13 protein-coding genes and 1 riboswitch are annotated in these 14,405 nt (G+C 70.4%); of the genes, 3 read left to right on the top strand and 10 right to left on the bottom strand.

Annotated features, from left to right (window positions below; genetic code table 11):
- Window positions 1-25 precede the first annotated feature (25 nt).
- Complete coding sequence (locus tag IEZ20_RS38825) at window positions 26-769, top strand: rhomboid family intramembrane serine protease (protein WP_189307758.1); 744 nt, start codon at window positions 26-28, stop codon at window positions 767-769.
- Complete coding sequence (locus tag IEZ20_RS38820) at window positions 766-1,047, top strand: Lrp/AsnC family transcriptional regulator (protein ID WP_189307756.1); 282 nt, start codon at window positions 766-768, stop codon at window positions 1,045-1,047. The genes IEZ20_RS38825 and IEZ20_RS38820 overlap by 4 nt, the downstream gene beginning before the upstream one ends.
- Here the strand turns inward: IEZ20_RS38820 and IEZ20_RS40530 are convergent.
- From IEZ20_RS40530 to ctaE, 7 genes are all read right to left on the bottom strand, one after another.
- Window positions 1,044-3,290, bottom strand: coding sequence for a serine/threonine-protein kinase (locus IEZ20_RS40530; protein WP_189307754.1), 2,247 nt, complete (start codon window positions 3,288-3,290; stop codon window positions 1,044-1,046). The genes IEZ20_RS38820 and IEZ20_RS40530 overlap by 4 nt on opposite strands.
- A gap of 169 nt (window positions 3,291-3,459) precedes the next feature.
- Entirely contained in the window at window positions 3,460-4,821 is a 1,362-nt protein-coding gene (locus tag IEZ20_RS38810; RefSeq protein WP_189307752.1) for an aminotransferase class V-fold PLP-dependent enzyme, read from the bottom strand.
- Window positions 4,822-4,949: 128 nt separating this feature from the next.
- Window positions 4,950-5,066: riboswitch (SAM riboswitch) on the bottom strand.
- 270 nt (window positions 5,067-5,336) lie between these two features.
- On the bottom strand, window positions 5,337-6,401 hold the full coding sequence (gene trpD, locus IEZ20_RS38805; RefSeq protein ID WP_189307750.1) for an anthranilate phosphoribosyltransferase: 1,065 nt from the start codon (window positions 6,399-6,401) through the stop codon (window positions 5,337-5,339).
- Between the two features lie 121 nt (window positions 6,402-6,522).
- Window positions 6,523-8,163 (bottom strand): cytochrome bc1 complex cytochrome b subunit, encoded by a 1,641-nt coding sequence (gene qcrB / locus IEZ20_RS38800; protein ID WP_189307748.1) that lies wholly within the window; start codon window positions 8,161-8,163, stop codon window positions 6,523-6,525.
- Window positions 8,160-9,218 carry a cytochrome bc1 complex Rieske iron-sulfur subunit gene (qcrA, locus tag IEZ20_RS38795; RefSeq protein WP_189307746.1) on the bottom strand — a complete coding sequence of 353 codons (1,059 nt, stop codon included), beginning with the start codon at window positions 9,216-9,218 and terminating at the stop codon, window positions 8,160-8,162. Before qcrA ends, qcrB begins: the two co-directional genes overlap by 4 nt.
- Window positions 9,215-10,027, bottom strand: a complete 813-nt coding sequence (qcrC, locus tag IEZ20_RS38790; protein WP_189307744.1) for a cytochrome bc1 complex diheme cytochrome c subunit — start codon at window positions 10,025-10,027, stop codon at window positions 9,215-9,217. The genes qcrA and qcrC overlap by 4 nt, the downstream gene beginning before the upstream one ends.
- Before the next feature lie 62 nt (window positions 10,028-10,089).
- Entirely contained in the window at window positions 10,090-10,710 is a 621-nt protein-coding gene (gene ctaE, locus IEZ20_RS38785) for an aa3-type cytochrome oxidase subunit III (protein WP_030348419.1), read from the bottom strand.
- Between the two features lie 178 nt (window positions 10,711-10,888).
- Between ctaE and IEZ20_RS38780 the strand changes: the two genes are divergently transcribed.
- The gene (locus IEZ20_RS38780; protein ID WP_189307742.1) at window positions 10,889-11,290 is read left to right on the top strand and encodes a response regulator; all 402 of its coding nucleotides are present in this window, start codon (window positions 10,889-10,891) and stop codon (window positions 11,288-11,290) included.
- Window positions 11,291-11,364: 74 nt separating this feature from the next.
- Here the strand turns inward: IEZ20_RS38780 and IEZ20_RS38775 are convergent, their stop codons facing one another.
- The 3 genes from IEZ20_RS38775 to IEZ20_RS38765 all read right to left on the bottom strand — a co-directional run.
- Window positions 11,365-12,627, bottom strand: coding sequence for a L,D-transpeptidase (locus tag IEZ20_RS38775; protein WP_189307740.1), 1,263 nt, complete (start codon window positions 12,625-12,627; stop codon window positions 11,365-11,367).
- Window positions 12,628-12,784: 157 nt separating this feature from the next.
- Complete coding sequence (locus IEZ20_RS38770) at window positions 12,785-13,183, bottom strand: cytochrome c oxidase subunit 4 (protein WP_189307738.1); 399 nt, start codon at window positions 13,181-13,183, stop codon at window positions 12,785-12,787.
- A partial coding sequence (locus tag IEZ20_RS38765; protein WP_189307736.1) for a cytochrome c oxidase subunit I occupies window positions 13,180-14,405 on the bottom strand: 1,226 nt, incomplete at its 5' end. The genes IEZ20_RS38770 and IEZ20_RS38765, both read right to left, overlap by 4 nt.

Genomic DNA, 14,405 nt, shown 5'->3' with positions numbered 1-14,405 from the left:
TCCCGTTACGTCATGCTCTGTAGTCATGATCAGTACCTGGAGCGGGGCGGCCGGCAGGACATCCGGAGCGGCCCGGGGCACCTCGGCCCCGATGACGTACGGCCTCATCGCCCTGTGCGCCCTGATCTTCGCGCTCGGCCCCGCCTCCGGGCTGGTCCCCGGGTACGGCTCCGGGGACGCGCTGCTCGCGGCGCAGCGGGCGTACTTCCGCCACTGGGGCGTGGTCCCGGCCGAGCTGTTCGGGAAACCCGCCGGGGCGGCGCTCACCCCGGCCACCGCGCTCTTCGTGCACGGCAGCTGGGTGCACCTGCTCGGCAACATGCTCTTCCTCTTCGTCTTCGGGGCGATGACCGAGGAGCGGATGGGCCGGGTGGAGTTCACCCTCTTCTACGTCGGCTGCGGCTACCTCGCGCTGCTGGGGTACGCGGCGGCCAACGCCACGTCCGGGCAGTCGCTGGTGGGCGCCTCCGGGGCGGTGTCGGCGGTCCTCGGGGCGTTCCTCTACCTGTTCCCCCGGGCGCGGGTGACCAGTCTCCTGCCGTTCCTGTTCTTCCTGCCGCTGCGCTTCCCCGCGTGGGTGGTGCTGCCGCTGTGGGCGGCCCTCCAGTGGCTCGCGGCGGGACGGGCCTCGGACGGCCCCGGGGTGGCCTATCTCGCGCACCTCGTGGGGTTCGGGCTGGGCTTCGGCTACGCGTGGGTGCGGTACGGCCGTGGGACTAGAGTGAAAGCCGCCCCAGCTCCGGTCACCGAGGGAGAGAAACAGCCGTGATCACCGCGATCGTCCTGATCAAGACCAGCGTGGACCGGATCCCCGAGATCGCGGAGCGGATCGCCGCGCTCGACAGCGTCAGCGAGGTCTTCTCGGTCACCGGCACCTACGACCTGATCGCCATGGTCCGGGTCCGCCGTCACGACGACCTCGCCGAGGTCATCCCGGGCCGGATCAGCAAGATCCCCGGCGTGGAGGCCACGGACACCCACGTCGCCTTCCGCACCTACTCCCAGCACGACCTGGAAGCCGCCTTCGCGATCGGCCTCGACAACTAGCCCCTGATCTGCACCGCCGCGATGCCCGTGCCCGAGGGGACGTAGAGGCGGCCGGCGTGGACGACCGGGGTGTGCTGGTCGTCGCCCGCGTCACGGCCGAGGGCCGCGCTCCAGCGCTGCTTCCCGCCCAGGTCCAGTGCCCAGACCCGGTCGCCCGCGCGGACGTACACGGTGTCGCCGGCCACGACCGCCCACGGCTGGGCCGCGCTGCCCCTGAGGTCGTACGCCCAGGCGCGCGAGCCGTCGGCCGCCCGGACGGCGTACACGGTGCCCTGCTCCGTACCGAGGGCCAGTGCGCGGCTGCCCGCGCCGAGCGGCCCGGTGTCGGTCTCCCTGCGCCACAGCCGGCGGCCGTCCGAGACGCGGAAGCCCTGGCGTTCGGCGGCGGTGTCCGCGAACAGGGTGGTGCCCGCGAGGGCGACGGCCGTGACGTCGGTGCCCGCGGACACCTGCCACCTGCGGGAACCGTCCCGCGCGTCCAGCGCCAGCAGGACGTCGCCGTAGCTGCCGGTGCAGATCACCCCGCCCGCGACGAGGGGCGTGCCGGTGGGGCCGGCCGGGGTGGTGGCGGTCCACCTCTCGCTGCCGTCGGAGGCGTAGCAGCGCAGCCCGCCCGCGGCCGTGCCGCCGATGGAGACCAGCACGTCCGAGCCGAGCAGGACGGGGACGGCGTACCCGCGGTCGCCGAGGGTGCGGGTCCACAGCGGGCTGCCGGACGGGCTCACCGCGGTCAGCCTGCGCTCGTCCTCGGCGTCGAACCCCACCACGCAGTACACAGCGTCCCGGGTGGCCACGGGGGTGGAGACGTCGTCGCCGAGCCGGACCTTCCAGCGCCTGGAGCCGTCCCGGGAGACGGCGTGCAGGACGCCGCCGGAGGTGCCGGCGTAGACGACGGAGCCGTCCGGGGAGAGCGCGCAGCACGCCCCGTCCAGGCCGCCGATGCCGCCGAGGTCGTAGTTCCAGCGCAGCACCGCGGGCCGGTCGGCGCTCCGGCTCGCCGCCACGGCGGGGGCCGAAGCCTCCGACGAGCGGTAGCTGCCGTGCAGGCTCTCGGTGCTGACGCCCCGCTCCAGCAGCCAGCCGGCCACGCCCGCCCCGGCCACGGCGGCCGCTCCGCCGGCGACGGCCTTCAGCAGACGGCGGCGGCCGGGGGCGACGGGGCCGCGGCGGGGGAACGGAGCGGGTGAGTCAGGGGTGGTGGCGTCGGCGGGGGCGGGGGCCGGGGTGTCGGGAGCGGTCGCGGGGGCCGGGACGGGAGCGGGGGCCGGGACGGCGGGGGCGGGGGCGGGTGAGTCGGGTGCGGGTGAGTCAGGACGGCCGGCGTCGGCGGCCGGGGCCAGGTATTCGACGCCGCTGGGGCGGTCGTCGGCGGACGGGCGGTGCCGGGCGGCGGGACCGTACCAGCCCGGGCGGACGGCCGTACGCAGGGTGTCCGGGGTGAAGCCGGCGCCCGCCACCACCTCGGCCGGTTCCGGGCGCTCCAGCGGGTCCTCGCGCAGACAGGCCGCCACCAGCGGACGGATGTCCTCCGGCACGCCGGACAGGTCGACGTCGCGGGTGAGGATGCGCAGCAGGACCACCGAGTCCTGGCCCTCGCCGAAGGGTTCCCGGCCGCCCGCCGCGTAGGCGAGGACCGCGCCGAGGGAGAAGACGTCGCTCGGCGGGCCGACCTGGCCCCCGTTGCGGATCTGCTCCGGGGAGACGTAGCCGACCGAGCCGACGACCGCGCCGGTGCGGGTCAGCGCGGTGGCCTCCAGGGCCCGTACGATGCCGAAGTCGATGACCCGGGGCCCGTCCGGGCCGAGCAGGATGTTCGACGGTTTCAGGTCCCGGTGGACCAGCCCCTTGGCGTGGATGGCGGCCAGCGCCTCGCCGAGCGCGGCGGCGAGGATCCGGACCGCCGGCCCGGGCAGCGCGCCGTGGTCCAGGACCGCGTCCCGCAGGTTCGGACCGGGTACGAACTCCGTGGCCATCCAGGGCCGTTCGGCCTCGGTGTCGGCGTCCACGACCCGTGCGGTGTACGTGCCCGCGCCGCCGACGGTCCGGGCGGCGCGCACCTCGTGGCGGAAGCGGGCGCGGAAGGTGCGGTCCTCGGCGTGCTCGGCCCGCACCACCTTCACCGCGAGCCTGAGGCCCGTGCGCGACTCGGCGAGGTAGACCTCGCCCATGCCGCCGGCACCGAGTCGGTGCATGACGGTGTACGGGCCGATGCGGCGCGGGTCCGCTGCGCGCAGCGCGTGCACTCCGTGCTCCCCCCGGTCTAGCTGCTGCCAGGGGGAGTGTATGCGGCGCCACCGGACCGGTGGACGTCGCCCGGCCGTCCGCCGGGTACGGGGGGACGGCGCGTGCGGGTCCGTCGCGGTGTCCCGCGCGACCCCCGCGCCCCGTGGGGCGCCGCCCTCACCTCCGGTCTCAGACCGCCGGGACGCAGCGGCCCTCCTCGGTGCGGTACCGCCACTTGGCGCCGTCCCGCACCAGTTCCCTCACCGCGGCGACGAAGCGCTCGACGTGTTCGTCGGGGGTGCCGGCGCCGAAGCTGACGCGGATGGCGTTGAGGGACTTCTCGCCGGGGGCCGCCTCGGGGGCGCCGCACTCGCCCTGGCTCTGGGGGTCGCTGCCGAGCAGGGTGCGGACCAAGGGGTGGGCGCAGAAGAGGCCGTCGCGGACGCCGATGCCGTACTCGGCGGAGAGGGCGGCGGCGAAGTGGGAGCTGTTCCAGCCCTCGACGACGAAGGAGAGGACGCCGACCCGCGGGGCGTCGTCGCCGAACAGGGAGAGGATCCTCACCTCCGGGACCTCGGCGAGGCCCTCGCGGACCGTGCGGACGAGGTGCTGCTCGCGGGCGACGAGGCTGTCCCAGCCGGCCTCGGTCAGGGCCTTGCAGGCCGACGCGATGGCGTAGGCGCCGATGACGTTCGGGGAGCCGGCCTCGTGGCGGGCCGCGGTCTCGTGCCACTCGACGGCCACTCCCCCGTCCTCGCGCCGGGTGACCTTGCGGCTGGCGCCGCCGCCCGCGAGGTACGGCTCGGCCGCCTGGAGCCAGTCGGCGCGGCCGGCCAGGACGCCGGAGCCGAAGGGGGCGTACAGCTTGTGTCCGGAGAAGGCGATCCAGTCGACGTCGAGGTCGGTGACGGACACCGGGTGGTGCGGGGCGAGTTGCGCGGCGTCCAGGACGATGCGGGCGCCGTGGGCGTGCGCGGCGGCGGCCAGCTCGCGCACCGGCCACAGCTCGCCGGTGACGTTGGAGGCGCCGGTGACGCAGACCAGGGCCGGGCCGTGGGGGTCGCGGTCGGCGAGGGCCCGCTCCAGGGTCCGGACGGCCTGCTGCGGGGTGCTCGGGGCGTCGAGGTAGGTGACCCGCGCGTCCTGCCAGGGCAGCAGGGAGGCGTGGTGCTCGGTCTCGAAGACGAAGACCTGGCAGTCGGCCGGGATCACCCGGGCGAGGAGGTTGAGGGAGTCCGTCGTGGAGCGGGTGAAGACGACCTGGTCGGCGGGCCGGCAGCCGAGGAACTCGGCGACCGTGTTCCGCGCGTTCTCGAACAGGTCCGTGGAGAGCTGGGAGAGGTAGCCGGCCCCGCGGTGGACGCTGCCGTAGTACGGGGCGTACGCGGCGACGTCGTCCCAGACGCGCTGGAGGGCGGGGGCGCTGGCCGCGTAGTCCAGGGCGGCGTAGGTGACTTCGCCGCCGGTGACGAGCGGGACGGTGACATCCCGCCCCAGAACGGGCAGAGGGGTGCAAACGGTCTGGTCGGAGGCAGCGCTGGAGACGGACATGGCGGAACTCCCGTGAGACGAAGAGGAAGAAGAGAGAAAGGGTGTGCGGAGGCGGGGCTCTGCGGCCCTAACGCATTCGCTTGCTCACGGAAGACTCCTCGACGACCAGGATCCCTGGGTTCGTGAGGGATCCGCGCTTGCCGTGCACCTTGCTGTGCACGGCCTGGTCTTCACCCGGGGCACCCCGCCACGGACGGAGGGTTGCCGGACAGTCGGCCGGGGCCTCATGACTGTCACTCATGACCTGGTTCAGGAACGTACGCGATGTGATCGTCGTCCCGCAACCCGTGTCCGGATCGCGGGACGACGCCCGGTGGGGCCGGGAGGTCCTAGGGCCTCTCTTCCGGATCAGGCCGGCTGCGGGCGACGGTGCCTGTCGGCCGACCCGAGCGGGGTCCGGTGCGTGCAGCCGCAAGGCGGAGGAGGGCGTCGACGCGGAGCGTCGACAACCGACGACAACGCCGCGGATGTGCGTGCCGGACCCCGCGACCCCGGCGTGATCCGGAAGAGAGGCCCTAGGCGTTGCTGACGGCCACCCAGCGCTCCAGGGTGCGCTTCGCGGCGCCCGAGTCGATCGACTCCGCGGCCTTCGCCATGCCGGCCCGCAGCTGCTCGGCGAGCGGCGCGTCCGTCGGCCGGAGGGCCACCAGGGCCGCCGCCGAGTTCAGCAGGACGGCGTCCCGTACGGCGCCCGTCTCGCCGTCCAGCAGCCGCCGGGCGACCTCCGCGTTGTAGGAGGCGTCGGCGCCGCGCAGGGCGTCCACCGGGACGAGGTCGATGCCCACGTCCCGCGGGTCGAAGGTCTCCTCCTGCACCTTGCCGTCCCGGACCACCCAGACCCGGGAGGGAGCCGTGACGGTCAGCTCGTCCAGGCCGTCGTCGCCCCGGAAGACCAGCGCGGAGTTGCCCCGCTCGGCGAGGACACCCGCGACGATCGGCGCCATCCGGGGGTCGGCCACCCCGACGGCCTGCGCCCGCACCTGGGCCGGGTTGGTGAGCGGGCCCAGCACGTTGAAGGTGGTCCGGATGCCCAACTGGGCGCGGGCCGGGGCCACATGGCGCAGGGACGGGTGGAACCGGACGGCGAAGCAGATGGTGATGCCGGCTTCCTCGGCGACCTCGGCGACCCGCTGCGGGGTCAGGTTCAGGTTGATCCCGAGCTTCTCCAGGACGTCGGAGGAGCCGGAGGCGGAGGACGCGGCGCGGTTGCCGTGCTTGACGACCTTCGCGCCCGTGCCGGCGACGACGATCGAGGACATGGTGGAGATGTTCACCGTCTTGGCGCCGTCGCCGCCGGTGCCGACGATGTCCACGGCCGGCCCGGGCACCTCGATGACGTTCGCGTGCGCGTACATGGTCCGGACGAGTCCGGTGATCTCCTGGACCGTCTCGCCCTTGGCCCGCAGCGCCACCATGAAGGCGGCGATCTGCGCGTCGGTCGCCTCCCCGCGCATGATCAGGTCCATCGCCCAGGCCGTGTCGTCGGCGGACAGGTCCCGGCCGTCCAGCAGACCGTTCAGCAGGGCGGGCCAGGAGCGGCCCGCCGCGGTGTCGCCTCCAGCGGGGGTCACAGCGCTCATCAGCCGCTCCTCGTACAGATTCCTGCTCCGTCGTACACCACCCTATCCAGCCGGAGGCATGGCGAAGGGCCCCGTCCGGGTTGCGGACGGGGCCCTTCAGCGTGGCGTGGCGACGCGGGGATCAGTGGTGGCCGTGGCCGCTCGTGATCTCCTTGTACTCCTCGACGGTCGGCTTCGGGATCTGGTTGTCCTCGCCGTAGTAGGCGGTGGAGAGCTTCACGCGCAGCTTCTCCGAGGCCTTCACCTTGCGCTCGACACCGTTCTCGTCGACCGTCGGACCGATCTCGGCCGGCTTGTACTGCTCGTGCGCGGTGAGCGTGTGCAGCTGCTCCTGGCTGAGCGGCTCGTGCACCTCGATGAACTCACCGTGCGGCAGCCGCTTGATGATGCCGGTCTCGCGGCCGTGCAGCACCTTGTCGCGGTCGCGGCGCTGGAGGCCGAGGCAGATCCGCTTGGTGACGATGAACGCGATGACCGGTCCGGCGAAGAAGGAGATCCGGACGAACCAGGTGACGGCGTTGATCGACAGGTGGAAGTGGGTGGCGAAGAGGTCGTTGCCACCGCCGACCAGGCCCACCATGTAGACCGTCACCCAGGCGACACCGAACGCGGTACGGGTCGGGGCGTTGCGCGGGCGGTCCAGGATGTGGTGCTCGCGCTTGTCGCCGGTGACCCAGGACTCGATGAACGGGTAGACCGCGATCGCCGCCAGGACGAGACCGAAGAGCACCAGCGGGATGAACACGCCCAGGACGAGCGTGTGGCCCCAGAAGTTGATCTCCCAGCCCGGCATGTAGCGGACGAGGCCCTCGGCGAAGCCCATGTACCAGTCGGGCTGGGCGCCCGTGGACACCTGGTCCGGACGGTAGGGGCCCATGGCCCAGATCGGGTTGATCTGCGCGACCGCGGCGATGGCCGCGATGACACCGAAGACCAGGAAGAAGAAGCCTCCGGCCTTGGCCATGTACACCGGCAGCAGCGGCATGCCGACGACGTTCTTCTCGCTCTTTCCGGGACCCGCGAACTGCGTGTGCTTGTGGTAGAAGACCAGGATCAGGTGCGCCACCATCAGGCCGAGCATGATGCCCGGCAGCAGCAGGATGTGGATCGAGTAGAACCGGGCGACGAAGTCGTGGCCGGGGAACTCGCCGCCGAAGAGGAACATCGAGATGTACGTGCCGACGATCGGCATGGACAGGATCGCGCCCTCGGTGAAGCGGACACCGGTGCCGGAGAGCAGGTCGTCCGGGAGCGAGTAACCGGTGAAGCCGGTGAACATGCCGAGGACGAACAGCAGGAAGCCGAACAGCCAGTTGATCTCACGCGGCTTGCGGAACGCACCGGTGAAGAACACGCGCATCATGTGCACGAACATGCCGGCGAGGAAGATCAGCGCGGCCCAGTGGTGGATCTGCCGGATGAGCAGACCACCGCGCACGTCGAAGGAGATGTGCAGGGTCGAGCTGAACGCCTCGGACATCAGCTGTCCCTGGAGCGGGACGTAGCTGCCGTGGTACTCCACCTCGTTCATCGACGGGTGGAAGAACAGCGTCAGGTAGACACCCGTCAGGATGATGATGATGAAGCTGTACATGCACACTTCGCCCAACATGAACGACCAGTGGTCGGGGAAGATCTTGCGCATGTTGGCCTTGGCGAGGGAGTAGATCCCGAGCCGGCCGTCGGCCCAGTCGGCGATGCGCTCGCCGGCCGGTGCCTTCCCGCGAGAGGAGCGGGGCTCTTCGTTCGGTGTAGTGCTCATCCGCGCTCCCAGAATGCAGGACCGACGGGCTCCTCGAAGTCGCCGAGCGCCTGGAGGTAACCCTCACTGTCCACGCCGATGCGCAGCTGCGGCAGGGCGTGGCCGGCGGGGCCGAAGATCACTCGGGCACCGTCGGAGAGGTCGAAGGTGGACTGGTGGCACGGGCACAGCACGTGGTGCGTCTGCTGCTCGTACAGCGAGATCGGGCAGCCGACGTGGGTGCAGATCTTCGAGTACGCGACGATGCCCTCGTGCGACCACGCCAGCTCGCGCTTGTCCTTGATGTTGCCCGGCTGGATCCGGACGATCATCAGGGCCGCCTTGGCGATCTCGTTCTGGAAGTCCTCGTCGTGCTCCTCCAGGCCGTCCGGCTTGGCGAAGGTGAGCGAGCCCACGGCGACGTCCTCGGGACGCAGCGGCTGGTTCGTGTTCATGTTGACCAGGCGCTTGCCCTTGGCCCACATGGTGTGGCGGAGCTTGGTCCCCGGCGCCGGGCCGAGACCACCGAGCAGCATGACGCCGGACAGCGGCACGAGGGCCAGCGCGCCGAACATGGTGGTGCGGATCAGCTTGCGGCGGCCGAGCGCCGACTCCTTGGCGCCCTGGCGGAAGTCCGCGTGGACCTTCGCCCGGACGTCGGCGGGAGCCTCGATGGGGTGCCGGTCGTCGGCGACCTCCACGTCGGACATCAGGGTGCGGGCCCAGTGGACCGCGCCCGCGCCGATGCAGAACAGCGCCACGCCCAGGGTCAGGCCGAGCGCGAAGTTCATCGCGCTGATGTGCCCGATCGGGAAGACGAAGATCGACTTGTCGTTCGGGATGGCCAGGTACGCGACGATGAAGCCGATGGTGGCCAGCATCGACACCGTGAACAGCAGGGCCACCATGCGCTCGGACCGCTTGGCGGCCCGCTCGTCGATGTCCTGGATCCGGTGCTCGTGCGGCGGCAGCCCCGGGTCGGCGAACGGGTTCTCCTCGTCCGCGACCCCTACCGCGCCGTGTGCGTGGTCCTGCTCAGCGGGCAGGTTCTCTTCTGGAATGTCTTGGCTACTCATGACTTCTTGGCCTTTGCGGTCCGAGCGGCGACCCAGACGGCGACCGCGATCAGCGCGCCGAGGCCGAAGATCCAGGCGAACAGACCCTCGCTGACCGGACCGAGGCCGCCCAGCTCCATACCGCCGGGGTTGTCGGTCTCATCGCCGTTGACCGCGTTCAGGTACGCGATGATGTCCTTCTTGTTCTTCTCCGACATCGTGGTGTCGGGGAAGGACGGCATGTTCTGCGGACCCGTCTGCATGGCCTCGTAGATGTGCTTGGGAGCGACACCCTCCAGGCTCGGCGCGTACTTGCCCTTGGTCAGGGCGCCGCCCTTGCCGGTGAAGTTGTGGCACTGCGCGCAGTTGGTGCGGAACAGCTCGCCGCCCTTGGCGACGTCCGCTCCGGCGGGACCGTACTGCTGCTCGGTGGGCACGCTCGGGCCGGCACCCAGCGAGGCGACGTACGCGGCGAGCTGGTCGATCTGGGCCTGCGTGTAGACGGGCTTCTTGCGCGGGACCTGGGCGCCCTGCGAGGTCGCGGCGGGCATACGGCCGGTGCCGACCTGGAAGTCGACAGCGGCGGCACCCACGCCGACGAGGCTCGGGCCGTCGGAGGAGCCCTGGCCACCGGTGCCGTGGCAGCTGGCGCAGCCGACCTCGTAGAGCTTCTTGCCCTCCTTGATGGTCAGGGACTGGGAGGATTCATCGGCCTGCGCCTTGCCCGCGGGCGCGAACGCGGCGTACAGCCCCCCAGTGGCCGCCAGCGCGAGGAGTAGGACGACGACCGCCGCCAGCGGATGGCGTCGTCGTGCGGAGAGCTTTTTCACGGATTACCCCGGTGTCAGGATCTTCTGCGTCGGTGCTTCTGGATGTGCGGGAGCGGTCCCGGCTACTTGATCAGGTAGATCGTGGCGAAGAGGCCGATCCAGACGACATCGACGAAGTGCCAGTAGTAGGACACGACGATGGCGGCGGTCGCCTGCTCGTGGGTGAACCTCTTGGCCATGTAGGTGCGGCCGAGGACCAGCAGGAAGGCGATGAGACCGCCCGTCACGTGCAGGCCGTGGAAGCCGGTGGTCAGGTAGAACACCGAGCCGTACGGGTCCGAGGACAGCGAGATGCCGTCCTTCTTCACCAGCTCCGTGTACTCGTAGATCTGACCGCCGATGAAGATCGCACCCATGATGAAGGTGAGGATGAACCAGCCACGGAGCTTCTTCACATCGCCGCGCTCGGCCGCGAACACGCCGAGCTGACAGGTGAGGGAGGAGAGCACCAGGATCGTGGTGTTCGTGGCGGAGAAGGGCACGTTGAGTGCCTCCGCCTGTTCCTTCCAGTGGACCGGTCCGGTCACCGACCGGAGGGTGAAGTACATCGCGAAGAGGGCCGCGAAGAACATCAGCTCGGAACTCAGCCAGATGATGGTTCCGACGCTGGTGAGGTTCGGCCGGTTGACCGACGGGTGCGCGTGCCCGGTTTCTACTGTCGTTGCTGTCGCCACGACCGACATTATGTCGGTCGCTTATCTCGCGCTCACTCCGGGGGGTGCCGTTCGGAGTGTTGCCACCCGCCGGACCGGTCTTGACGTGGTGTTCGACGTGGTGTTCACGGGCACGACGACGGGAGTAACATCCGCCGGAACGGGCCTGCCCGTCCTGTCCGTACGACGCTGACGTCTCGGAGGAACAATGCAGCCGACCGCCACGGTGCTGGTCTACAGCGACGACTCCACCACCCGCGAGCAAGTACGGCTGGCCGCCGGGCGTCGGCCGGCTCCGGACGTCCCCCTGGTGGAGTTCGTGGAGTGCGCGACCCCGGACGCGGTGCTGCGGGAGCTGGACAGGGGCGGCATCGACGTGTGCGTGCTCGACGGCGAGGCCGTGCCGATGGGCGGCATGGGGGTGTGCCGGCAGATCAAGGACGAGGTGTTCAACTGCCCGCCGGTGCTGCTGCTGATGGGGCGGCCCCAGGACGCCTGGCTGGCCACGTGGAGCCGGGCGGACGCGGCGGTGACCCTGCCGGTGGATCCGGTGGAGTTCGCCTCGGCGCTGGCTTCCCTGCTGCGGCAGAGGCGGTTGGTGGAGGCCTAGTGGGGCGGGGCGCCGGGTTCGTGGGCGAGTGCGGGCCGGTGGGTCCTCCTCGCGCAGTTCCCCGCGCCCCTTCATCACACCGCCGCCGGCTGGATGCGCAGCGCGTCCGACGGGGCCGGGCCGTCCGGTCTGCCGTTGAAGAGGGCGCTGCCCGCGCGCCACTTCTGCCAGTCGACGTTCCAGTCGCCGAAGCCGTTGCCGAAGGGCTCCATGTCGTCGCCGTTCGAGTTGATCACCTTGACGATGTCGCCCTCGCGCACGGTGTCGAAGAACCACTCGGCGTTGGACGTGCTCATACCGGTGCAGCCGTGGCTGACGTTGGCGTAGCCCTGTGAGCCCACGGACCAGGGCGCCGCGTGGACGTACTCGCCGGACCAGGTGACCCGGGTGGCGTAGTAGACCGGCAGGTCGTAGGAGTCGGCGCTGCCCTCGGCGATGCCGACCGTGGTGCCGCGCATGCGTACGAAGTACTGCTTGGCCAGGACCACCTTGACGCCGTTGCGGGTCTCGAAGCCGGGCTTGCCCGTCGTGACGGGGATCTGGTTGATCTCCTGGCCGTTCTTGTAGACCGTCATCTGGTGCGCGGCGGCGTCGGTGACGGCCTCGATCCTGTCGCCCGTGGTGATCGTCAGCGGCTTGGAGGCGCCGCCCCACAGCCGGTCGCCGACCTTGACGCCGTCCAGGTTGCTGTGCACCTGGATGGTGGCGTGGACGGGCCAGTACTCCTTGGGGCGGTAGTGGAGTTCCTTGTTGTCCACCCAGTGCCAGGCGCCCGGCACGGCCGGCGTGGAGTCCACCCGCAGGGCGCGCTCCACGACGGCGCGCTGCGCCTTGTCCTTGATCTCGTGGTCGAGCTGGGCCGTGATCGGCTGTCCGACCCCGTAGGTGCCCTTCTCCGGCCCGAACGTGACGCCCAGGCGCTTCTTGCTGGTGGGCTTGCTGGTGTCGAAGGTGAGGACCTTGCGGCCGGGTGCGCCGTCCTCGTCCTCGGTGCTCACCGTGACCGTGTAGTGGGCGTTGGCGGCCAGCGGCGAGGTGCTGTGCCAGCGGCTGCCGTCGGCGGCGAGTTCGCCCGCCACATAGCGCCCTGTGGAGTCCTGGGCGGTGACGTCGGTGATCCTGCCCTCACCGCTGTTGGCGGTGACCTCCAGGGGCTTGTCCGGGTCGGCCCGCTTCCCCGCTTCGGTGGGGCCGTTGAAGGAGATCAGGCCCGCTGCGTCGTACGGCCTGGCCGACAGGGGGTTGCCGTCCGAACCGCAAGCGGTGACGCCCGCGCCGAGGGCGGTCACCAGCAGCGTGCAGCTGACGACGGTGCGGGTCCGCGGAGTGTGGTTCATATGATCACGCTATGAGCTGGAGACCGTACCGGCGCGGCAGGTAACTCGTACGAGGGAACGACACTGCGGCAAAGGAAGGACGCGCCGGGGCCTACGGAAAAGCCGGGAGCCCGGACCCCCCGAGGGGGGTCCGGGCTCCCGGCGCGTTCCGCGTGTCCTACTGGGTGCGGTTCTCACCGTGGTAGTACTCGAACACCCAGCCGAACAGGCCGACCACGATGAACGGGGCGGCGAAGTAGATCAGCCACCAGCCGACCGCGATGCTGAGGAAGGCGATCGCGCCGCCGAAGCCCAGCATGAGCGGCTGCCAGCTGTGCGGGCTGAAGAAGCCCAGCTCGCCCGCGTCGTCCGCGACGTCGGCCTCCTTGTCGTCCTGGGCGCCCGCGTCGACCCGCCGGGCGGTGAAGCCCAGGTAGAAGCCGATCATGACGCTCAGGCCGAAGGCCAGGAAGAGCGCGGTGGTTCCGGCCGGCTCCTTCGACCACACGCCATACACGATGGCCATGATCAGGATGAAGACGCTCAGCCAGATGAACATCCGACCCTGGATCTTCACTTGCCGGCCTCCTTGCTGCCCGCGACGGCGGTGCCGTGACCGGCGTGCTCAAGCTGCTCGAGCGCGGCGATCTCAGGGTGGTGCAGGTCGAACGCCGGGGATTCGCTGCGGATCCGCGGCAGGGTGAGGAAGTTGTGCCGCGGCGGCGGGCAGGAGGTCGCCCACTCCAGCGAGCGGCCGTAGCCCCACGGGTCGTCGACCTCGACCTTCTTGCCGTACTTGGCGGTCTTCCAGACGTTGTAGAGGAACGGCAGGATCGACAGGCCGAGCAGGAAGGAGCTGATGGTCGACACCGTGTTCAGCGCGGTGAAGCCGTCGGCCGCCAGGTAGTCGGCGTAGCGGCGCGGCATGCCCTCGGCGCCCAGCCAGTGCTGGACCAGGAAGGTGCCGTGGAAGCCGATGAACAGCGTCCAGAAGGTGATCTTGCCGAGGCGCTCGTCCAGCATCTTGCCGGTCCACTTCGGCCACCAGAAGTGGAAGCCGGAGAACATCGCGAAGACGACCGTACCGAAGACGACGTAGTGGAAGTGGGCCACCACGAAGTACGAGTCCGAGACGTGGAAGTCCATGGGCGGCGAGGCCAGGATGACACCGGTCAGACCACCGAACGTGAAGGTGATCAGGAAGCCGGTCGCCCAGAGCATCGGTGTCTCGAAGGACAGCGATCCCTTCCACATCGTGCCGATCCAGTTGAAGAACTTCACACCGGTCGGGACCGCGATCAGGAAGGTCATGAAGGAGAAGAACGGCAGCAGCACACCGCCGGTGACGTACATGTGGTGGGCCCACACGGTCACGGACAGACCGGCGATCGCGACGGTCGCGGCGATCAGACCCATGTAGCCGAACATCGGCTTGCGGGAGAACACCGGGATCACTTCGCTGATGATGCCGAAGAACGGCAGCGCGATGATGTACACCTCTGGATGGCCGAAGAACCAGAAGAGGTGTTGCCACAGCAGGGCTCCGCCGTTGGCCGGGTCGAAGACGTGGGCGCCGAACTTGCGGTCCGCCTCCAGGGCGAACAGCGCGGCGGCCAGCACCGGGAAGGCCAGCAGGACCAGCACACCGGTCAGCAGCACGTTCCACACGAAGATCGGCATGCGGAACATGGTCATGCCGGGGGCGCGCATGCAGATGATCGTGGTGATGAAGTTGACCGAACCGAGGATGGTGCCGAAGCCGGAGAAGGCCAGACCCATGATCCACATGTCGGCGCCGA

The organism is Streptomyces cinerochromogenes (assembly GCF_014648635.1).
Classification (GTDB): Bacteria; Actinomycetota; Actinomycetes; order Streptomycetales; family Streptomycetaceae; genus Streptomyces; species Streptomyces cinerochromogenes.
This window is presented reverse-complemented; position numbering and strand designations above follow the sequence as displayed.